The sequence below is a fragment of the Nonomuraea rosea genome (assembly GCF_039539705.1).
GTDB lineage: Bacteria > Actinomycetota > Actinomycetes > Streptosporangiales > Streptosporangiaceae > Nonomuraea > Nonomuraea rosea.
The window spans coordinates 168,341-189,623 of the sequence record NZ_BAABDQ010000023.1; the positions used below are offsets into that span (position 1 = coordinate 168,341).

Annotated in this window: 10 protein-coding genes; 3 read left to right on the forward strand and 7 right to left on the reverse strand. The window is 73.2% G+C overall.

What is annotated here, in order from left to right; genetic code table 11:
• The first annotated feature begins 294 nt into the window (after window positions 1–294).
• The 3 genes from ABEA43_RS40580 to ABEA43_RS40590 are packed head-to-tail and all read left to right on the forward strand — an operon-like array spanning window position 295 to window position 4,075.
• Window positions 295–786 carry a (2Fe-2S)-binding protein gene (locus tag ABEA43_RS40580; RefSeq protein WP_345570589.1) on the forward strand — a complete coding sequence of 164 codons (492 nt, stop codon included), beginning with the start codon at window positions 295–297 and terminating at the stop codon, window positions 784–786.
• Window positions 783–1,754, forward strand: coding sequence for an FAD binding domain-containing protein (locus ABEA43_RS40585; RefSeq protein ID WP_345570591.1), 972 nt, complete (start codon window positions 783–785; stop codon window positions 1,752–1,754). Before ABEA43_RS40580 ends, ABEA43_RS40585 begins: the two co-directional genes overlap by 4 nt.
• The gene (locus ABEA43_RS40590; RefSeq protein ID WP_345570593.1) at window positions 1,751–4,075 is read left to right on the forward strand and encodes a xanthine dehydrogenase family protein molybdopterin-binding subunit; all 2,325 of its coding nucleotides are present in this window, start codon (window positions 1,751–1,753) and stop codon (window positions 4,073–4,075) included. The genes ABEA43_RS40585 and ABEA43_RS40590 overlap by 4 nt, the downstream gene beginning before the upstream one ends.
• A 135-nt stretch (window positions 4,076–4,210) precedes the next feature.
• Here the strand turns inward: ABEA43_RS40590 and ABEA43_RS40595 are convergent, their stop codons facing one another.
• The 7 genes from ABEA43_RS40595 to ABEA43_RS40625 all read right to left on the reverse strand — a co-directional run bounded on the left by ABEA43_RS40595 (window position 4,211) and on the right by ABEA43_RS40625 (window position 21,280).
• A complete protein-coding gene (locus ABEA43_RS40595; protein WP_345570595.1) occupies window positions 4,211–4,810 on the reverse strand; it encodes a DUF305 domain-containing protein in 600 nt (199 codons plus the stop codon).
• A gap of 79 nt (window positions 4,811–4,889) precedes the next feature.
• Window positions 4,890–5,279 carry a DUF6153 family protein gene (locus tag ABEA43_RS40600; protein ID WP_345570597.1) on the reverse strand — a complete coding sequence of 130 codons (390 nt, stop codon included), beginning with the start codon at window positions 5,277–5,279 and terminating at the stop codon, window positions 4,890–4,892.
• A gap of 166 nt (window positions 5,280–5,445) precedes the next feature.
• The gene (locus ABEA43_RS40605) at window positions 5,446–7,242 is read right to left on the reverse strand and encodes a hypothetical protein (RefSeq protein WP_345570598.1); all 1,797 of its coding nucleotides are present in this window, start codon (window positions 7,240–7,242) and stop codon (window positions 5,446–5,448) included.
• On the reverse strand, window positions 7,235–12,466 hold the full coding sequence (locus ABEA43_RS40610) for a hypothetical protein (protein WP_345570600.1): 5,232 nt from the start codon (window positions 12,464–12,466) through the stop codon (window positions 7,235–7,237). The genes ABEA43_RS40605 and ABEA43_RS40610 overlap by 8 nt, the downstream gene beginning before the upstream one ends.
• Window positions 12,463–15,546 carry a hypothetical protein gene (locus ABEA43_RS40615; protein WP_345570602.1) on the reverse strand — a complete coding sequence of 1,028 codons (3,084 nt, stop codon included), beginning with the start codon at window positions 15,544–15,546 and terminating at the stop codon, window positions 12,463–12,465. Before ABEA43_RS40615 ends, ABEA43_RS40610 begins: the two co-directional genes overlap by 4 nt.
• Entirely contained in the window at window positions 15,543–16,727 is a 1,185-nt protein-coding gene (locus ABEA43_RS40620) for a Kelch repeat-containing protein (RefSeq protein WP_345570604.1), read from the reverse strand. Before ABEA43_RS40620 ends, ABEA43_RS40615 begins: the two co-directional genes overlap by 4 nt.
• Window positions 16,724–21,280, reverse strand: coding sequence for a DUF6603 domain-containing protein (locus ABEA43_RS40625; protein ID WP_345570607.1), 4,557 nt, complete (start codon window positions 21,278–21,280; stop codon window positions 16,724–16,726). Before ABEA43_RS40625 ends, ABEA43_RS40620 begins: the two co-directional genes overlap by 4 nt.
• Between the last annotated feature and the right edge of the window lie 3 nt (window positions 21,281–21,283).

The window sequence follows — 21,283 nt, forward strand, 5'->3', positions numbered from 1 at the left end:
TCGCTCAGGGTTCGGCCCGTACCCCGAGCGGCTGCGGCAGCGGTTCGAGGGCGTGATCTGGCGGTTCAGGACAGGCGCGTAGTGGCGGGAGATGCCCGTGGAGTCAGAGAAGGCCCAGCAAAAGGGGGTAGCTCGGAAGACGAGACGGGCATCCGGACGCGCCGCTGATGGCGTACATGGGATCGGTGTCGAACTTCACGACGTCGCGGCGGCCTTCATCCGCTGTCCTATACACCCATGGGGTATGGTAGTCGATAAGTCGTACATAGGTGTACGAGATTGTCGGAGGCGTTAATGGACCTGATCGTGAACGGGCAGCCGCATGACCTGTCCCTGGATCCCCGTATCTCCCTGCTCGATTGCCTGCGCGAGCGCTTGGGTCTGACCGGCACCAAGAAGGGTTGCGATCAGGGAGCATGCGGCGCCTGCACGGTGCTGCTCGGCGGTGAGCGGGTGAACTCCTGCCTGGTGCCGGCCGTTCAGTGTGACGGCATGGAGGTCGTCACCATCGAGGCCATGGCGGGCCATGGGCTGGGCGCCAGGGTGCAGGAGGCGTTCCTGGAGCACGACGGATTCCAGTGCGGCTACTGCACCTCCGGGCAGATCTGCTCGATCGTCGCCATGCTGGGCGAGCACCGCGACGGCCGGCCGAGCGCCGTGACCGAGGACCTCACCGCCCCGGCACCGCTCACCGATACCGAGATCAGGGAGCGCATGGCGGGCAACCTGTGCCGATGCGGCGCCTACAACGGCATCGTGGCCGCCATCAAGGAGGTGGCGAGATGAGGGAGTACGCCTACGTACGGGCGAACGACGTGGCCGAGGCGATCGGGCTGGCCTCAGAAGGGCCGGTGGCGTACCTGGCCGGCGGCACGAACCTGTTCGACCTCATGCGCGAGGAGGTCGAACGCCCCGAGCGGGTCGTCGACATCTCACGTCTGCCGTTGTCGGCCATCGAAGAGTTGCCGGACGGCGGGCTGCGCCTGGGCGCATTGGCCCGCAACGCGCACGTCGCCGCAGACGACCGGGTCCGCCGGCGTTACCCCGTGCTCGCGCGAGCTCTGCTGAACGGAGCCTCGCCGCAGCTTCGCAACCGGGCGACGGTCGGCGGCAACCTGCTGCAGCGGACACGCTGCCGCTACTTCTACGACCTCGGCGCGGCCTGCAACAAGCGCACGCCGGGCGCGGGGTGCGACGCGATCGGCGGCTTCGACCGGGGGCACGCCATCCTGGGGGCGAGCGAGAGCTGCGTCGCGGTGCATCCGTCGGACATGTGCGTGGCCCTGGCGGCCCTCGACGCGACCGTCAACCTCACCGGCCCTGACGGGGACCGGAACGTGCCGGTCTCGGACTTTCACCTCCTGCCGGGCGAGACCCCGCAGGTCGAGACCGCGCTACGGAAGGGTGAGCTGGTCACGAGCGTGGACCTGCCGCCCTGGCCGCCGGTCCGCGGGGCGTACGTGAAGGTGCGCGACCGGGCCAGCTACGCGTTCGCGCTGGTGAGCGTGGCCGTACTGCTGCAGGTCGAAGGAGGCCGAATCGCTGTGGCCCGCATCGCGCTGGGTGGGGTGGCGCACAAGCCGTGGCGCGCGTACGGGGCCGAGGAGTTGCTGACCGGCGCGGCGGCGGACGAGCCGGTGTTCGGTGCGGCGGCGGCGGAGGCGGTCGCGGAGGCGCGGCCGCTGCGGCACAACGCGTTCAAGACGGAGCTGGCGCGGCGGCTCATCCGCCGCACGCTGGGAGAGCTGTCATGACGTTCACCTCGAGAGGTTTCGCCCTCGGCACCCGCGTGCTGGGCAAGGTGGCCCGGTTCCTGCCCGACGGCCGTCACGACCCGTTGTCCACCGAATCCGGCGAGATCGGCCGCCATGTGAACCGGCTCGACGGGCCGGCGAAGGTGTCCGGCGGCATCCGGTACACCGCCGACCACGTTCCCGACCGGCTCGCCTACGCCGTCGCGGTGCCCAGCACGATCGCCAAGGGCCGCATCGTGGCCGTCGACTCCGCGCGGGCGCTCTCAGCGCCCGGGGTCGTGCTGGTGATGACGCATGAGAACGCGCCGCCGATGAAGCGCACCGGCGCGTACGCCACCCTCAAAGCCCCCGTCGGCGCCGCGGCCATGAGCCTGCCGATCCTGAACACCGACCGGGTGTACTGGAACGGCCAGCCGGTCGCGGTCGTCGTGGCCGAGACGCAGGAGCAGGCCGAGCACGCGGCCAGGCTCGTGAACGTGCGTTACGAGCCCGAGCCCGCCGTCCTGGCGATGTCGGACGAGGCCGCCTACACCCCGGCCCATTCCGTGCTGGAGGAGTCGAAGACCGTGGTCGGAGACGTGCGGGCGGGGCTGGCCGGCGCCGCGGTCACGGTTCGGGCCGTCTACACCACTCCGCCCGAATATCACAACGCGCTGGAGCTCCACGCCACCATGGCCACGTGGGACGGCGACGACCTCACCGTGCACGACAGCTCCCAATACCCCTACGGGGTGAAGGAGATGCTGGCGAAGAAGTTCGGCCTGCCGCTGGCACGGGTGCACGTCCTGGCGCCGTACATCGGCGGCGGATTCGGCGGCAAGACCCCCGCCTGGCCGCACGTGGCGCTCACCGTGGCCGCCGCCAAGCTGGCGGGCCGCCCGGTCAAGCTCGTGCTGTCCCGTGCGCACACCTACTGGATGACCGGCGGCCGGGCGCCCACCCGCAGCCGGATCGCCCTCGGCGCCGACGAGCGCGGCCGCCTGACCGCCATCGTCCACGACGCCCTGGCCACCTGTACCACCGACGAGTTCGCCGAGGCCGCCATCGCCGCCTCCCGCCATCTCTACGCCTGCCCCAGCATCGCCGCCCACCAGCGGGTGATCCGGGTCGACCAGATCCAGAACGCGTTCTTCCGTGGCCCCGGCGTCACCCCGGGATCGTTCGCGCTGGAGTCAGCCATGGACGAGCTGGCCTGGGAGCTCGGCATCGACCCGCTGGAGCTGCGCCTGCGCAACGAGCCCGACCGCGACCCGATCTCCGGCCGCCCCTTCACCAGCCGCCACCTGCGGGAGGCGTACCTGCTCGGCGCCGACGCGTTCGGCTGGCAGGACCGCGCTCCCCTCCCCCGGGCCACCCGCGACGGGCACCGGCTGGTCGGCCAGGGCATGGCCGCCGCGATCAACCCGGACGCCGTGCTCATCGCCGCCGTACGGCTGCGCCTGTCGGCCGACGGCACCATCACCATCCACAGCAGCACGAACGAGCTGGGCGCGGGCACCTCGACCGCCCAGACCCAGGCCGCGGCCCAGCGCCTCGGCGTGCCCATGGACAGGATCCGGTTCCTGCAGGGCGACTCCGACGTGGCCAAGACCCGCATCCCCGGCGCCTCGGCCGCCACCACCACGCTCGCCTCGGCCATCTGGAACGCGCGCGACCGCCTGGTGCGCGAGCTGCTCACCATCGGTGAAGGCGGCCCCTTGGCCGGGCTCCGGCCGGACGAGGTCGAAACGCGGGATGAAGGACTCTTCACGCGGGACGGCCGCGGGCAGACGTATCGCCGGCTGCTGGAACGCGCCGGCCGCGACCACGTGGAGGTCACCGGCAAGTCGGCGGTGCCGTACCAAACCGTCAAACGCACCACCGGCACCTACGGCGCGCACTTCGCCGAAGTACAGGTCGATGAGGACACCGGCGAGGTACGCGTCACGCGCTGGACCGGCGCGTTCGACGGCGGCCGCATCGTCTCCCCCAAACAGGCCATCAGCCAGATGCGCGGCGGCATCATCCAGGGCATCGGCATGGCCCTGATGGAGGAGACACTGCTCGACGAACGCTCCGGCCGGATCGTCAACGCCGGCCTGGCCGACCAGCACATCCCGACCCACGCCGACGTTCCCCCCATCGACGTGCGCTTCGTGGACCGGCCCGACCCGCAGACCCCCCTCGGCGCCAAGGGCATCGGCGAACTGGGCATCGTCGGAGTGGCGGCGGCCATCGCCAACGCGATCTACCACGCCACCGGCAGACGTGTCCGCGCCCTCCCCATCACCCCGGACACGTTGCTCACGCCCGGGGCGATCGACGGACGATCGCGTCACTGATCTGCTTCGCCCCATACCGGACGAAGATCAGGCTCTTGACGCCGCTCTTGCCGGCGTCCGCCCGAACGAATCACGACCGGCCCCAACGGGCCTTGACCCGTCCGAGCGCGGACAGCACTCGGACGGGTCGTGGGGTCAGAGCCGGTCGAGAATCTTCTGCAGCTGCTCCACCTCGGCCTGCTGCGCGGTTTCCATGGTCCTGGCGAGCTCTTTGGCCTTCGGGTCCGAACCATTCGTCCGTTCGGTGCGGGCCATCTCGATCGCGCCGTTGTGGTGGGCGATCATCTGCTGCGCGAACAGCGTGTCGAACTCCTTGCCCTTGGCGCCTTCGAGCTTCTTCATGTCCTCCTTTGACATGACGCCGGGCATGTCGTGCCCCATGCCGCCCTCGGGCGCGGGCTTGCCCCACCCGGTCAGCCAGCCCTTCATGGTCTGGATCTCCGGGTCCTGAGCCGCCTTGATCTTCCTCGCGAGCTCCTTGACCTCCGGATCGCTCGCACGCGTCGCCGCGAGGCCGGCCATCTCCACGGCCTGCTCGTGGTGCGGGATCATCATCTGCGCGAACATGACGTCCGCGTCGTTGAAGGTCGCCGAAGGCTGAGCGCTGGGCGCGGTCGGCGCGCTGCTGCTCGTTCCCTCATGCCCTGCCATGGAGTCGCCGTTCCCGCCACAGGCGGTCACCAGGGCGAGGGCGCCCGCGGCCATGGCGATGGACATCGTGCGGTTGATGCGCATGGTTGTTTCTTCTCTCGATGTGTCGGACCGTCGGCCTGTGCGCGGGCAGGCTTGAAGCCTGTCCGCACGAGCCATCGGCCTATATGCGCAACATCGAGAGAATCGCCAGCCGCCGGGACATGAGCCTCGGTGGCGGTCGGGCGACCTGCCGGACGGACGAAAGCGTTCCGCCCCTGACATCGGCCCGCCGTCCCGCCCTGATCCAGGCAGCGGTCAACAGCAGGACGACGAACGACATCAGAATGGCCAGGCACACGTCCGCCGGATCGAACCCGGGCATCCCACGGTCGGGAACGAACGCCTGGAGCCCAGCGGGAACAACCGGGAGGGACGTCGGGGCAACGGCCTCCATGGCATGCCCGCCGGTGGCGGAGCCGCCATGCCGGCCATCCAGATGCCCCAGGGTATGCATGCCGCACACGCCCAGGGCAAGGGCCACGAGCAGGATGGCGCGCGCTACCCGCGCCATACGGTCTCGCCACATAATCCCACCGCCCTTCCCTGACTATCGGCACGTCACGACACCTATCAGTGTACTAACACCGATAGTAGACCCGGCGGCTGGGGCCTCCCGCCGGGTCGGCGAGCATCAGGGCGATGCCAAAATCGAGGGGATCTCGGCGGCGGCCCGTACGTCACTGGGGTGCGGTGTCGGTCAGCAGGTCGAAGGCCAGCCCGCTGGAGCGCCCGCCGCGGCCGGTGTCCCGCCGCACGGTGAGCCAGACGATCACCTGGCCGGTCCGGGTGCGGGTGCGGTTGTACGCGGCGGTCAGGCGGGTGCCCGTGAGAGGGACCTCCTCCTCGTTGATGAAGTACGAGCTCCCGGCGTCGAACCCCTCGCGGAGCAGGGCGGTCCTGGCCGGTACGGGATTGCCGTCCACCTCGCTGGGCATCGCGGCGCGCTGCAGTTGCACGCTGCGGCTGTCGCCGGGGACGTGGACCGGGATGAACGGGATCCAGTGCTCCGGGACCGAGCTCATCACCCGGTACGCGAGCGCCGTCCGAGGGTCGTCGGGCCGCGTCGGCGGGCGCAGCCGGCGGCGGAAGGCGAGGGTCTCGGCGGCGGCCTCCGCGCCGGGGCGCGGGTCGCCGGTGGGCATGCGGACGGTCTGCTCGATGCCCCACACCATGTTGGCGCTCTCGTCCCGGGCCAGCTGGACCTCCTCCAGCGCCGGGCCGTCGGTCACCTTCGGCGTTCCTGGCGGCAGCAGGAGGCCGGGCGCGTCGCCGTGGACGTACATCGACCATTGCTGCCAGTCGTGCGCGGCCCCAGCGCCGGCGGGGGTGATCCAGCGGCGCGCGCCGAACACGTCGGTCACCGCGAGCCCCTGTATCGCCGCGAACGTGCCGGTCGGCACGTCGCACGGCAGGATGTACCAGTCGTTGCTGTAGATCAGCGCGAACTCGAGGAAGATCAGCCGGGCCAGGTCGGTGCTGTCGGGGGTGACGGCGGCGAAGTTCGTACGGCCGTCCTCGACCGCCCACCAGCGTGGCAGCGGCATGCCGGTGAACCTGGCGGGCGTGGGGAACACCGTGCGGTTCAGCGCGGCGGGAGTGGCGCCCGCGCCGCCGAGCGTGTCGTCGCCGGCCGTCGAGAACGCGTGCCAGTCCAGCTCACCGCCCGGGTACTCGGGCGCGGACAGCACCGTCTCGCCGCCGGGCCCGGCCGCGGCGACCGAGAAGCGGTGCTCCAGCCGTCGCGGGTCCCAGGGGCTGACCGCGCCCGGCTGGTCGATGAGCTGGTCGAACCAGGCGATCAGGCGGGGGCCGAGGGCGTTGAGCGCGTCGCGGTCCTGCCGCCGCAGCCCGGTGATCCCGTCGGCGGCCGTTCCGCCGCCCTTGACGTGCTGGTACAGCAGGTAGCCGTCCATCCGGCGGCCGGCCACCGCCTGCGTGCCCGCCCAGACCTCCGGGTGGGCCACGCGCTGGGCGTCGGCCTCGGCGTCCGGGTCGGGGAGGATGATGGCGTAGTGGGCGACGTACTGTTCGGCGACCTCGCGGTTGTCCTGGAGCGAGGCCCGCGCCACGAGCTTCAGCCAGCGGCGGCCCAGCGACAGCCGCAGGTCGAGGGAGATCCGCTCGGCGCCGAGCGCGAACGGCAGCGGCCGCCGCTCCACCACCGTCTCCAGGGGACGCCCGGCGGGCAACGCGCCCGGCGGGCTCACCGGGTCGGTGTCGGGGCGGAAACGGGTGAGCGGGCTGGCCACCACCGAGTACGTGGCCGTCACCGGCGAGCCGCCGTCGGTGGCGCGGAACTCGCCGAGCTGCCACTGCCGGGCCAGCAGCCACAGCGGGTCACGCACCTCGGCCCGCAGCGCCCTGCCGAAGTCGGTGGTACGGGGACGCCCCTCCAGGCGGTTCCACACCCCCACCGTCGGGAAGTCGCGACGGGCCAGCGCCGCGGGCAGGTCGGCGATACGGGGCTCACTCATGGTCGGCCTTCCATCGTGCGTTGGCGACGGCGAGATCGGTGCTGATGGTGATGGGCCGGCTGGTCGCGGACAGGAGGGTCGCGGGCAGCAACTGGGCGTACCCGGTGCCGTCGAGCTGCGCGGGCTCCACCAGCCGCGTACGCGCCAGGTCGAACGTCTCGGTGACCGCCGCGACGAGGTCCTCGGCCCGCCACGACCCGGTGGTCACGGGCGGTACGACCAGCAGCATGCTCTGCGGCGGCTCGGAGTCGGGGCTGTCGGCGTGCACGGCGATGCCGGTCGTCTCCCGGTCGGTGGGCAGCACCTCGGTCCACTCGTCGAACAGCAGGCCGCTGGCGGGCCCGGACCCGCCGGGCGGGTCGTCGGCGTAGTGCGCGGTGAACAGCAGCCGGTCCTGGTCGATGGTGGCGCCCGGCGCGAGCTCCATGGCCAGCCAGTGGTCGCCGTTCACGAGCGGCAACTGGATCGGCCGCAGCCGCGGCTCACGGTCCTCGATGTCCTCGAGGTCGTCGTTCCTGAGCGCGTCGCTGAGCAGCGTCACCCGCTCCCACAGCCGCGGCATCTCCCGTACGCGGGCCAGGCCGTGCAGCCAGTCGTCGACGGGGAAGTCCCGGGAGATCGGCGCCCGGGTGAGGTGCCTGACCAGGTCGTCGCTGTCGTCGAACGCGTCATGCAGGTCGTCGCCGAGATCCTCCGGCAGCGTGTACTCCGGCACGACCAGCGCGTCCGGGCCGAGCAGCGCCCGCAGCGCCTCGATGGTCGCCTTCGCGCGGTCGGGCGCGGTGACGGCGTTGTCGGCGCTGGTCAGCGCGGCGGTGGCGGCGGCGAGGCGGGCGGTGATCTCCTCGCGCAGCGCCCGCGTCCTGGACAGCAGCTCCGCGCCGAACGCGACGACCTTGTCCAGCACCGGGGTCAGGTCCAGCCCGGCCGGGTCGAGTCCGGTCAGCGGCAGCAGGTCGCCGACCCGCTCCAGCAGCTCGCTCAGCTTCGTGCGGTCGGTCCTGGCGACGTCCTCCAGATCGTCCTGGCGCCTGGCGAAGATGTCGCGCCGGCGCCCGATGTCGTCGCGGAACCGGTCGGGCCGGTCCGGCGGGTCGGGGTCGGGCACGGTGGTGAGCAGCGGCTCCACCTCGTGCAACCTGCGGAAACGCTCGTCGTCCGGGGTGCGCCGGGGCAGCGCGTCGTAGGCGGCGAGCAGCGCGTCGGCCTTGGCGAGCGTGCGGCCCATCCTGGCCGCCGTCACGGCCGCGGCCGCCAGCACCCCGGAGAACACGCCGCGCCGCCAGGCGGTCACCTCACCCCAGCCGCTGCGCACCATGCCGAACCCCGCCGCGGTGGTGACCAGCCGGGCGTAGCGGGTCAGCAGCGTGTCGATGTCCTCCACGATGTCGCCGCGCCGCGGCTGCGCGGGGGCGGGCGGGTACAGCCGGACGAGTTCGCCCAGCAGGTCGTCCACGTCGTCGCCGAGGTCGTCGAGCGACTCGCGGACCGCGACCGGGCGCTGCCTGGGCACCGACACGGCGTCGTCCAGCGTACGGTCGAGCGTGACGGGGCCGGAGGCGGGCACCAGGTCGGTCGGCTTGAGCGGCCGGCCCGTGGTCAGCAGCGTGCGCAGCGCGGTGATCAGCGGCGACAGCTCGAAGAACGTGACCTTGCCGTCGATGCGGTCGGTGTAACGGATGGTGAGCTCGGCGTCCGGGCGCGGGTCCTCCCTGTTCACGACGACGCCGATGATCCGGTCGTCCAGATCGCTCATCGCCGCCTGGTCGGCCGGCCGTACCGTCCACAGCAGGTCGATCGGCGCGAGGTCGACGTCGTCCTGGGTGACCACGCTCTCGCGGGCGCGGCCGTTGACCGGGTCGGTCCAGGTGACGCGCGCGGCGACGGATTCGTCCTGCGGCAGCAGGCTCGGCAGCCAGTCGTCCACGGCGGGTTCCGCCTGCGCGCGGGGGCTGTCGTCGTTCCCTGGGTGGAGTCCGGCCTTCAGCCGCAGCCCGAACCGGTGGGTGAGCGTGGTGCCGCTGCGCGGCGACCTGACCACCTCGGGCTCGGGCGGCAGCCCTTCCTTGGCGTAGGCGTCGAGGGTCGCGGAGGCGCGCTCGGGGTTGCCGCCCAGCGCCTGGTGCGTGGCCTCGGCGACGGCGAGGTCGGCGACCGCGTCGTTGGCGGCCAGCAGCCGGTCGGCCTCCTCGCTGATCGCCTTGGTCTGATCGGCGTCCGCCTCCGGCAGACCTATCAGCCCGAAGGGGTACGTACGCGACGCGCCGCTCCTGGTCAGATGGCGGGCCAGGGCCAGGCCGTCGATCACGTTGCGCGCCTCGACCTGCCCGATCTCGCCAGGCTTGTCCTGATCTGCGGCCACGGACTGCGGGATCTTGCCCGACCGCAGCGGGAAGGCCAGCCTGAGCCCGCCGAGGAACTTGTCCACCTCGGTCCCCTGGCCGCTCCGGTCGTGCAGGCCACGCTCGAACCGGTAACCCAGCATCGCGCCGAGCGACTGGCCGCGCCGCATCCCGTCGAGGATCGACAGCGCGAGCCTGACCCGGTCCGCGCTGAGGTTGACCGCCAAGGGGCCCGGGTTCTGCCGGTCGGCGTTGGCGACGTACCCGGCTCGCAGGACGGCCGCCGTACGGGCGTGGCCGGGCGACGGCGCGTGCACGAAGCCCTCGTTCTCCGGGTCGTGCAGCAGCGGCTGGGCTCCGGCGAACACCGTCGCCAGCGGGCCGGTGAGGGTGACGGGTTCCAGCCGGTCGATGGCATGCGGCCGGACGTTCTCCAGGTAGCCGTACGCCCCCAGGTGCAGGCCGGGCCGTACGGTGCCGTCGGGCGCGAACCGCAGCTCGGCGAGCCGTTCGGTGGCCAGGCCCAGCCGCCACGCGTCCAGCCGGTACGTGGCCAGGTCGAGGTGCTCGGCCAGCAGCCGTTCCAGGCGGGCGGTCGGCAGGGTGGCCAGGACGTTCAGCGCGCGGGCCTGGTCGGCGAGCGCCGCAGTCGGGCCTGGCTGGTCGGGCGACTGCTGGCTCAGCACCGACGGGATGAAGTTGACCAGCAGCTGATCGGGGCTGCCCGTGACGAGCGGAGCGGGCGAGTACAGCAGCCGGAAGCGGCTCTCGCTGGTGGCGTCCTCGCCAGGTCCTGGCAGGTGCACGTGGATGAACGGCGGGTCGACCGGCGGCCCGGCGGACTGCCCGGCCGCGGCCGTGAGCGCGCGGGCCGCCTCGTCCCAGCCGAGCAGGATCGCGTGCCGCAGCAGCAGGTACAGCAGCGCCGCCGGACGCTGCCCCTCCGCGAAGCCCGACTCCAGCCGGATCCCGTTCAGGTTGGTCCGCGTCAGCGCGGCCAGCCAGGTCAGGTAGTCGCGCCCGTCGGTGGTGTACGGCCGGATGCGGGCGGTCTCCGACAGCGGCCGGTCGTCCACCAGGGGCGCCAGCATCGGCTGGTGGAAGTCGGTGAACAGCCGCCGCAGCAGGTCAGGGTCCCGGCCGGGGCCGGTGTCCGCGCCGAACCGGCTGAGCAGGGCGCGCACCGGGGCGGCCAGGCCGAGCTGCTCCGCCGTGGACACGACGGTGGCGCCCAGCCCGGCGAGGTTCTCCCGGTTGAACAGGTCCTCGACGCTCTGCGCGTACCGCTGGTGGTACTCGGCCGACGTCGGGTGCAGCGCGACCAGGTCGAGCAGCTGCTGGTGCGCGTCGCTCGCGCCGTCGCCCAGGTGCGGCACCTGGGCGGCGGCAGCGGCCCAGTCCTTGCCGGCCTCGGTGAGGACCCGATTGAGTGCCCGCCGGTGCCCCGCGGAGTCCGGGAAGGCGAGCCGGGAGAAGGCGGTGGTGGGCAGGATCCCGTACGGCTGCCGCCCGATCTTCACCACGGGCAGCGGGCCACGGCCGGAGACGTACTTCTGGAAGAAGTCGCGGGTCTTGGCGACGGCGTCCGGGCCGAGCAGCGGGTGCAGCATCGTCTGCAGGAAGGAGCCCCACGTCGCCGGCCACAGCGCGGTGTTCGCCGCCCGGGCGTCGCGCTGGTCGGTGCCGTCCGCGTTCGGCATGCCGGACAGGACGCCGGGGTCGATGCCGAGCAGGTCGGTGAGCTGCCTGCCGTCGGTGCTCGTCGTCCAGTCCTGCGCCGCTGCGCCGGCGGCGATCCCTTGGGAGGCGCGCAACGCCGCGGCGGTTTCGTCCTCCTCGTCCTGACCAGCCGGCCGGACCTCGGAGTTGTTGGTCGGCGTGCCCTGCGGCAGCAGGGCGAACCCGTCCGGGCCGCGCAGGTGGCGCTTGATCAGCTCGGCCAGGTCGGCGGCCGTCTGCGTGGGCGCCGCCTGCTCGCGCAGGCCCAGCACGACGAGGCGTTCCACCCCGCCGCGGATCTCGTTGGTGAGCGGGATCCGCACGCCCATGCCGACGGCCACGGCCCGGTCGAAGTCGACGAGCCAGCGCAGCGCGTCCGGCACGTGCAGGACGCCGGTCTGCTCGTTGACGGAGATCTGGTCGCCGGAGCCCGGGTCCGGGCTCACCGCGAGTGTGGCCGGCACCGTGGCGCCGGTCACCGACACCACCTGGCGGGTGCCGTTGAACCCGACCACCTGGAACCGGTCGGGCAGCAGGCCGGCCCTGGCGCCCTGCGTCCAGGCGTCCGCCGCCGTCGTACCGGGGTCCGGCGGCTTCAGCACCAGGAACGCGACGAGCACGTTGTCGGCCGGGCTCGTCAGCGCGCCCTCCAGCCCGAACGGCCGGTTGGCGCGGATGATGTTCGCCCTGGCGGCTCCGGCTGAGGCGACCAGCGCGGCGTCGGCCTGGCGCAACCGCAGCCGGTCGCCGTGCGCCCGCCACACCGCGCTCCAATAGACGATCGACGGCTGCCGGTTGCCGATGGCCGGAGCCGCGGCGGACCGGATGACCAGCACCACCGCGTCGTCGGCCGCCCCGGTGGGCTCTTCGGCCGGGTTGACCGGGGTACGGCCGCGCAGCAGCCACGCCGCGCGGCCCGGCGGTATCCGGGTGGCCAGCTCCTGCCAGGCGGCCTGGAGGCGCACAGCCCGGCCGCCGGCCGCCCAGCGGGCCGTCCAGTACGCGTCGATCGCGGTGATCTCGGCGTCGGTGGGCTTGGACTCGAACTTGTCCACGGCCCACTCGTCCGGGAAGACCCGGACCAGCAGTTCGGTGGCGGTGAACCGGGTCTCGACCCGCACCGGTGCGAGCAGAACCGGGAACGCGTCACTGAGCGCGGTCATCGGGGCACCATTTCCTGAGCGTGAACGGCGACCATGACGGGCACCTGGAGGAGGATGTAGGCGAGGTCGGCCGAACCCAGCCCGCTGGACCACAGCGGCAGGTTCGCGTCCTCGTCGTGCTGGTCGAGCTTGCCCGCGTCGTCTGATCCGTCCAGCCCGGCAAGCGGCACGGTGACGGCGGGGTCGAGCGTGAGGAACCCGTGTCCGGCGGGGTCGGCGTCGCTCCAGGTCAGGTCGTTCCAGACCTCGATGGGCCCGGCGGGCGCGCCGGGGTCCCGGTCGTCCAGCCCGAACCGGGGGTCGCCCGGACGTTCCTTCAGCACGAAGAACCAGCCGGGGTCGCCGGGACCGCCGATCGCCTGGTCGGCGGTGAGGCCGAACCCGATGAGGTAGATGTCCGGGTCCACGGTGGCCTCGAAGCGGGGAAGCTGGATCTGCTCGGTCGTCGGCTGATCGGTGATCGTGACCAGCCGGCGCTGCTGCGACGTGTCGGGCAGGCCGTCAGGGCCGGGCGGCCATTCGGCCCGGTGCGCGTAGATGGCGGTGGTCGGGTACTTCTTGAGCAGTTCGCCCCTGACGACCAGGACGATCCCGTCGTGCGGATTGGAGTTCTCCCCGAGCCTGGCCGTCAGCGGCCAGCGGTGCATCGGCGGGATGTCGTAGTCGCGCTCCCGGCGGTCCGCGGGCGACACCCCGGGCTCCGGCAGGGCGGTGACGGGGTCCCAGAACTGGCGGAACGGCGTGCCGCGCTGGTCGGTCGGGAACTCCCGCCACAGCATCTCGCGGGCCATCTCGTGGTTGAGCCCGGCCATGTACGACTCGACGAACTCGTGGTTGTTGTCCAGGAGCGTCAACGTGTTCTGCGGCAGCAGGTTCAGGTTCGGCACGAACGCGTCGAGCGAGATGCCGAGCAGCCCCCGGAACATCGGCGTGTCGAACACCGGGTACGCCATGGCCTCGGTGAACGCCTCCGCGAACGGCCGCAGGCGCTCCGGGAGGCTGACGGAGCCGTCCAGCAGCGCGCGCGGCACGGTCGTGTCGGAGCGCAGCCCGGTGAGCGTGGCCGTCGTGGTGGTGCCCAGGTCGAGCGGGACCGGCGGCGGGGTCTGACCGACCGCCACCCCGGTGTCGACCGCCTGGTGCAGCTCGCGTAGCGCGATCTTGAACCGGGTCGCCTCGGCGCTGTCGGCGGTGCCGGGGTGCGGGGTGACCGGATCGCCGGGCGAGCGCAGCACGAAGTCGGGGCTGTGCGCGAGGACGTCGACCGGGTCCGTGCCGGGCGGCCGGTCGGGGTGGAGCACGGCGTTGACGTCGGCGGGGGTGACCAGCGCGCCGGGAGTGATCTTGACGGGTACGGCGACGGCCGGGTTGACCGCGTCGTCCATGCGGAACAGCAGGGCGTCCGGCCGCGGGCCCTCCGCGAAGTCCAGGGAGCGGATCAGCCGCGAGCCGGGGCGGATGATCCGCCGCATGGCGGGCGAGACGGGCGCGGCGGCGACCCGGCTTCCGGCCACGTGGAACCCGACGGCGACCTCGCTGTCCTGCCCGGCCACCAGCGAGTTCGCGGCGGTGACGGGGGTGGTGACCCGGGAGTGGGCGGGGGCGGTGAGGGTGAGCGCGCGTCCCGAAGGCGCGGCGGCCGCCGCGGTCAGCGCCGTGCCCGCCGGCAGTTCGAGGTGGCGGGTCTGGAGCGCGTGGCCGACCTCGCGGGCCAGCTGGGCGGCCCGGATCCGGCCGTTGGCCGCCAGCACGTCGCCGACCTGCGCCCACGCGGCCGCCATCAGCTCCTCATCGTGGTCCTTCACCACCTGCGCGCCGAGGTTGGCGGCGACGCGGAAGCGCGGGTCCAGGTTCAGCCGGTGCACCCAGTTGTGGTTCTCCTCCGTGGACAGCGGGGTGCCGTCCCGGTCGTACAGCAGGCGCGAGGTGCGCGCGTGCCACCGGCCGTACAGCGGCGGCGTGAGGAACGGGTCCGGTCCCGACGCCGGCTGCTGGAAGTCGTCGGCCAGGTTGATGAGGCGGGCCAGCTCCTGCTCGAACGGATGCGGGTAGAGCGGGGACGGCGACGGCGGGTCGGCGAAGTGGTCCCAGTTCTCCCTCGGATCGACGCTCTCCGGCACGCGTAATGCGCCACCGAGCGGCAGCACGCCGCCCTGGTCGGGGATGCCGGGCAGGTCGAAGCCGGGGCCGGCGTGCACGTCGATCTCGCGTATGCCCACCCGGGCGTCGGCTCGGCGGGGCTGCAACTGGCGGACGAGGAACTCGAAGTCTCCGGCCGTACCGGTGCGGAACGCCCAGCGGTGGTAGTACGGCATGCGGTTGCCGACCGGGCGGTTGGCGTAGGGCGGGCCCCAGCTCGAGTACAGCGCGCCCGGCGCTCCGGCCGGGTCGAAGCCGAGTCCGGCCAGCCGCCCGGTCTCGAAGGCCGGCACCAGGAACGCCTCGTACGCGGTCTCGGGCCGCAGGTGGCGCGGGCAGATCAGCCGCGAGCAGGCGCTGTCCGGGTCGTCGGTCAGCACCGTGTCCAGGGCGGCCAGCGGGCCGGCCGTGCTGTCGGTGACCACCGGGCCCGCGAGCGAGCCGTTCACGTGGACGTGCGCCCAGGCGCCGAGCTGGTCGGGGGGCGGCATCGTACGGACCGGGTCGATGATGTCGATGGCGGGCAGCGGGTCCGTGCCGGGGGCGTCGGCGAACTCGGTGCCGGCGGCCAGCACCACCAGGGCGAGCCACGGGGTGAGGCGCGCGGTCGACGGGCCGGACGGCGCGGGGCTGTAGCGCCAGGCGAAATCCTCCTCCATGAACTCGATGTGCGCGAGGAAGTTCGGCTCCACGTTGGCGGTGCCGGGCCGCGGCTCGGTCCGCGAGATCGCGCGCGGGTCCACGCCGACCACGTCGCCCGGCCCGAACAACTGCACGGGACGCCCGGCGTCGTGGGTGATCGTGCCGCCGTCGAGCCCCTCGCCGGAGACGTTGAGCGGGATCTGGACGCTGGCCCGCGCGGCCGTGCCCGGGTCCGCCGTGATCCGGGTGTTGATCCCGGCACGCAACCACGGCAGAAAGGTGTAGGCGTTGGCGGTCACGCGGTCTCCCCGAACACTTCGGAGGTCGCGGTCAGCTCGACGGCGGCCGGGCCGGCGGCGGCCAGCCCGGAGCGGGCGACGCCGCCGGCGACCAGCACCCTGTCGTCGTCCAGCACGACGGCCGCGAACGACCAGCGGCCCGTCACCAGGCCCGGCACGGACGCCCACGCGTCACCGGTGCCGTCGTAGGCCAGCACGCTGCGGAAGCCGGACTCGTCGCGGTCGCCCGACGAGCCGCCCGCCACCAGGACCTGGCCGCCGGGCAGCAGGACGGCGCGGTGCAGCGCGCGCCCTGAGGGCATCGCGGTCACCTCGGTCCACTTGCCGGTGCCCAGGTCGAACACTTCGGCCGTGCGCCGGCTGAACGGGTCGTACGGCGCGGTGCCCGGCGAGCCCGGCGCGGTGCCGCCGGTGATGAGCACGCCGGTGTCCGACAGCCGGACCGCGCGGTGGTGCCTGCGAGCGCTGATCAGGCTGCCGGTGGGCGTCCACTTGTCGCGTGCCTGGTCGTACAGCTCGCAGAACGCCAGCGCCGGGTCGTCGGGGGCGCCGACCGGCGCGGTGCCGCCCGCGACCAGGACGATTCCGCCCTGCAACAGGACGGCCGTGTGGGCGGTGCGCGCGTCGCTCATGGAGCCCGCGGAGCGCCACTTCGCCTGGCCGGGGTCGAACCGCTCGGCCGAGCGCAGCGCGACCGTGCCCCCCGAGGGGCGCGACGCGCTGCCGCCGGCGATCAGGACGGTGCCGTCGTCCAGCAGCGTCGCGCTGTGTCCCCAGCGGGGGGTGCTGAGGCCGCCGGTCGGGGTCCAGTGTCCCGTCGCCGGGTTGTACAGCTCGGCGGAGCCCTGTTCGGTGCCGCCGTTCAGGCCGCCGACGGCGAGGACGCGGCCGTCGGCCAGGCGGGTGAGCGAGTGCAGGCGCCGGGGCGTGCCCATCGGGTCGGCCCGGTCCCAGGTGTCATGATCGGTGCCCTGCCTCTTGCCGAACAGGGCCGCGTCGGCGAGCGAGCCGCCCGCCGCGTCGGCGCCGCCGGCCACCAGCACGGTGCCGTCGGCGAGCAGCACAGGCCCGTCGTGCTGGCCGTGCCAGGCGGCCGCGGTGGGCAGGTCACCTGCGGTTGTCCAGGTTCCGGTGGGTGGCTCGATGGCGTTGGGCATGATGGTCATTCCTTCGTCAGTCATGGGATCAGCACCTCGCCGGTGCCTGTGGGGTCGGTGCCGGCCACGCCCGCGGCGGCCAGCACCCGGTCGTCGGGCAGTTCGGCGACGGCGTGGGCGCTACGGCCCAGGAGCAGGCCGCCCAGCGTGCGCCAGGTCCCGGACCTGGAGTCGTAGGAGATGACGGACCGGAAGCCCGCGCTCCGCCCGGGCGCGCCGGCGCCGCCGGTCACCAGCACCTCGCCGGAGCGCAGCAGGATCGCGCGGTGCCCGGTGCGGCCGCCGTCCGGCATCGGCCGCGCGGGGCTCCAGACCTCGCCGACCGGGTCGTACAGCTCGGCGCTCGCGAGGCTGTGCGGGTCCAGCGTGCCGTCGGCGGCCACGACAGGGTCGCCGCCGATCACCAGCACCCGGTGGTCGGTGAGCAGGACGGCCTGGTGCCCGGCCCGCGCCGTGCCGAGGCTGCCGGTGGTGCTCCACTCCCCGCCGGCCGGGTCGAACACCTCGCAGTAGGACAGCGGCTCGGCGCGGCCCGCGCCGGTGGGCAGCAGGCCGCCGGTGACCAGGACCCGGCCGTCGTCCAGCAGGACCGCCTGATGGCCGGTGCGGGCGCTGCTCAGCGTTCCCGTGCTGGTCCACCTGGCGGTCGCCGGGTCGTACAGTTCGGCGGACGCGAGCGCGCCGTCCTCCTGCCCGTCCCGCGCGCCGCTGCCGCCGGCCACCAGAATCCGGCCGTCGCCCAGCACCGTGGCCGAGTGCCCGTGGCGGGCGACGGCCAGGCCGGCAGCCGGGGTCCACCGGCCGGCGGCCGGGTCGAAGAGCTCGGCGGACGCGAGCGGTGCGGGCCCGCCCCCCTGCCCGCCGGTGACGAGCACGCGGCCGTCTTGCAGGCGTGTGGTGGCGTGCCGCCTGCGCGCGGCCCCGAGCGCGGGCCCGGTGGCCCACGAGTCGCCCGCCGGGTCGAACAACTGAGTGACCGGTACGGGCGAGCCGTCGGGGCCGGTGCCCCCGGCGATCAGGACGCGGCCGTTCTGCAACGGCACCAGATCCACTTCGGACACCGGTGCGGGAAGCACGCCCGCGGGCGACCACGTGCCGGGCACGCCCGGCGTGACGGCCGCCTCGGCCGCCGGAATCACGTGCAGTTGCCCGGCCAGATTGGGGTCGAGCGTCACGAATCCCGCCAGCGCGTCCTCGGCCACCGCGCGGCTGCGGAACGTCGAGGGCACCCGGCGCGTGGTCGTGCCCGGCCGGCTCGGGGGGAAGGCCTGGCGGTTGCTCTTCACGTACGCGACCACGAACCGCTGCTCGTCGATCCGCACGGTGTCCTCGGCCAGGAACGGCTGCCGCTGCCGGGCCTGCCTGGCCGAGAGCCCCGAACGACTGGTGCTCGAACCGCGCAGCAGTTCGTCGAACACCGGCTCGCTGATGCTGTGGAAGCGCTGCACAGGCGCGCCGGCCACGGCCGCGAGCGCGACTCCGGCCGGTTGCGCGGCGGCGCCGGCGGCGCTGTCGATCAGGTGCAGTTCGAACCGGACCGCGCGGCGCACCACCCGGGCGGTCGCCAGATTGCCCTGGTCGGAGGTGAGTTCCAGCCCGGCGTCCTGCGTCTCGAACGAGGGCCGCGACAGCTTGGCCGCGTCGGACATCTTCTGGAACTGGGCCATCGCGAACTTCTCGCCGGTGACCGACTTCTCGACGAATCCGCCGTTCTGCGGCGTGGTGAGGCTGAAGCGCCGCCCGTCGGTGATCGGCTGCCCGCCGACCTGGTCCACCCGGACGCCCAGCGGCAGCGCCCGCTGCCGGACGACGAGCGTGCCGAGCGGGTGCAGCACCAGGTCGTCGCCCGCCGGGAGGCCGCGCAGGGAGACCAGCGTACGGACGCCGCCGCCCGGCAGCCGCGTCTCCCAGCTCTCGTTCTTGGCGATCTCCGAGACCAGCAGCGGCAGCCCCAGAATCGGCGGCACGAACAGCGCCAGCTCCTCGCCGAAGGAGATGTCGAAGTCGGCGGAGATGGAGAAGAACAGGAAGCCGATCGAGCCGCGCCCGTGCACCCGCCACGGGGCCGGGCCCTCCAGCGTGAGGTCCAGGCTGATGCTGAACACGCCGACGCCGAACGCCTTGAGCGAGACGTGCCCCGAGCTGCGCGCCTTGTAGCGGAACGGGTCGCGGTTGATCAGCCCGTCGAGGGTGAGATGGCCCTCGACCCCGAACGAGCTGAACCCCAGCCGCACCTCGACACCGCCGCCGAACTGCACGGTGTTGGGGGTGAGCGCGAAGTAGCCGGTCACCCGGATGAGCTGCCTGCCCCGGTTGAGCAGGTCCACCGCGAGCCGGCCCGGCGTGGGGAACGGCAGCGGCGGCGGGTTGAACCCCGGGTGGAAGCCGCCGATGGTCACGATCAGCTCGCGGTCGCCGCTCCAGGCCACCAGCAGGCCCATCCCGCCCTCGACGGTCATCCCCACGATGCGCGACTCGACGAGCTTGGCGAAGAACCACAGCCGTCCCTTGTCCCGCTCCAGCGCGCCGAGGAACTGCGCCTGCAGGAGCAGCAGGGGGTCCTCGGGAGAGGGCAGCGCGGCCCGTACGACGCCGAGGATCGCGATGTTGCCCGGCACCTCGATGATCAGGCCGATCGAGGCGGTGATGAGGGGCGGAGTGCCCCATCCGATCTTGGCCATCGGGCCGATGAGGAACGTCCCCTGCTGGACGGGGAAGAACCGGCCGAGGTCGGACAGGATCCGCGGCGCGTTCGCGACCACGTCCTTCGGGAACGCGACCGACTCGATCGCCCGGGTCCGCACGCCCTCCATGAGCGCCTGCAGGTCCATCCTCCGGTTGAGTCCCAGGAGCCCGCCGACGGCCAGCAGCGTGAATCCGGCGCCGAGCTGGATGCCGGAGGGGAACTCCGCGGTGAGCACGATGAGCAGCGAGAAGCCCGGTGAGCCGTCCGGCTGGCGGGTGGTGATGAGCCCGATGCCCTTGACCGCGATGAGGTCGACGATCTCCAGTTCCAGCGCGCCGGCGTACTCGCCACGGTCGGGGTCGAAGGACAGGAACCCGCCGCCGGACGCGCCGTTCGCGCTGATCTTCAGCCCGACCCCGGTGGGCGGCTTGAAGCCGACGTCGAGATCGAGGGCGCCGTTCTCGCGCGACAGTTTGATCACCGCCCCCATCCGGTCGGCCACGGCCGCGATCGGGCCGAGCTGGGCGCCGACCGTGCCGGACACCTCCAGGGCGACCGCATCGTCGGTCAGGCGCAGGCCGAGGTGGAGCGAGCGGATCTCCGCCGGGCCGACCTGGAGGTCGACGGGGATGTCGGCCTCGACCCCGCCCGTGCCGCGGAAGCGCAGCCCGGTCGCGCTCGACCAGGACAGTCCCAGGTCGGCGTCGAGCTCGATGGAGCCGAACGGCAGGATCGCCCCGAGGAAGCCGTCCGCGTCCGCCAGGTTCAGCACGACCTTGCCGCCCTCGACGGCGGCCTCCAGCACCAGCTCGCCCTCGGCGCGGCGCTCGGCGGCGTTCCAGTCGAGGTCCGCCCCGCCCGTGATGCGCAGGGAGCGCGCCTCGACGCGGGAACCGCCCGCGGTGCCGAGGATGACCAGCGGCGGGCCGCCGGCGGTAGGCGGCGCCTGGACGCCGAACCGCACCGAGCCGCGCACCTCTCCGGTCGGCGGGACGATCCGCAGGGCGGCGGGCGGCAGCAGCTCGACGGCCGCCTCCGCCTCCATCGCCGCGTCGGCCGTCGCGACCAGCGCCACGGAGTCGTTGACCGGCACGATGAGCTCGAGATGGTCCTTGGCGTCGAGCCGCAACGTGGCCGCCACGCCGGGGATCTGGTCATCGGTCCTGCCGATGTCCACGCCGGCGACCCGCAGGAACGGCGGCGGCCCCGGCTGCGGGAAGGCGAAGTGCGACACCGTGGTCAGGAAGATCGACAGGCGCTGGAGCAGCAGGTCCCAGTCGAAGTCCGGGCCGCCCCAGCGGTAGAGCTCGGTCAGGGTCCCGACGGGGTCGCGCAGGAAGCCGCTCAGCCGGTCCAGGCGCAGCACCCGGCGCACGTGCGTGGGCGCCGCGGGGGTCGCGGCGATCGGGGTCGACTCCAGGACGCCGATCAGCTCCAGGACGTTCGCGATGATCGGCTTCCTGTCCTGGAGGTAGGTGATCAGCGCGAAGCCGAACAGCCGCTCCGGCAGCTCACCGGCGAACGCCTCCACCTCGGCCCGGTTCGGCCCGGCCGCCGCCGCGGCCGCCCGGATCGCGCCGGCCACCACGCCGGCCGCGTCGGCCACGGTCGTGACCAGCCTGCTGATCGCGGCCACGCTCTCCGCGATCCGGGCCGCGTCCTCGGCCTCGATCGCCGCGGCCAGGTCGGACAGCGAGCGGGGCAGTCCGCTCAGCGCCGTGGCCGCGCCTTCCACGGCAGCGCGTACGGGTTGCGCGGCCAGCACGACGCCGGGCGCCGGCAGGCCGATCTCGGCGAACAGCAACGGGATCTCGTCACCGCGCAGCCGCTGCTCCAGAGGGGCGAACGCCTTGCCCACCTCAAGCATCAGGGATTCGACGGACAATGCCATCGC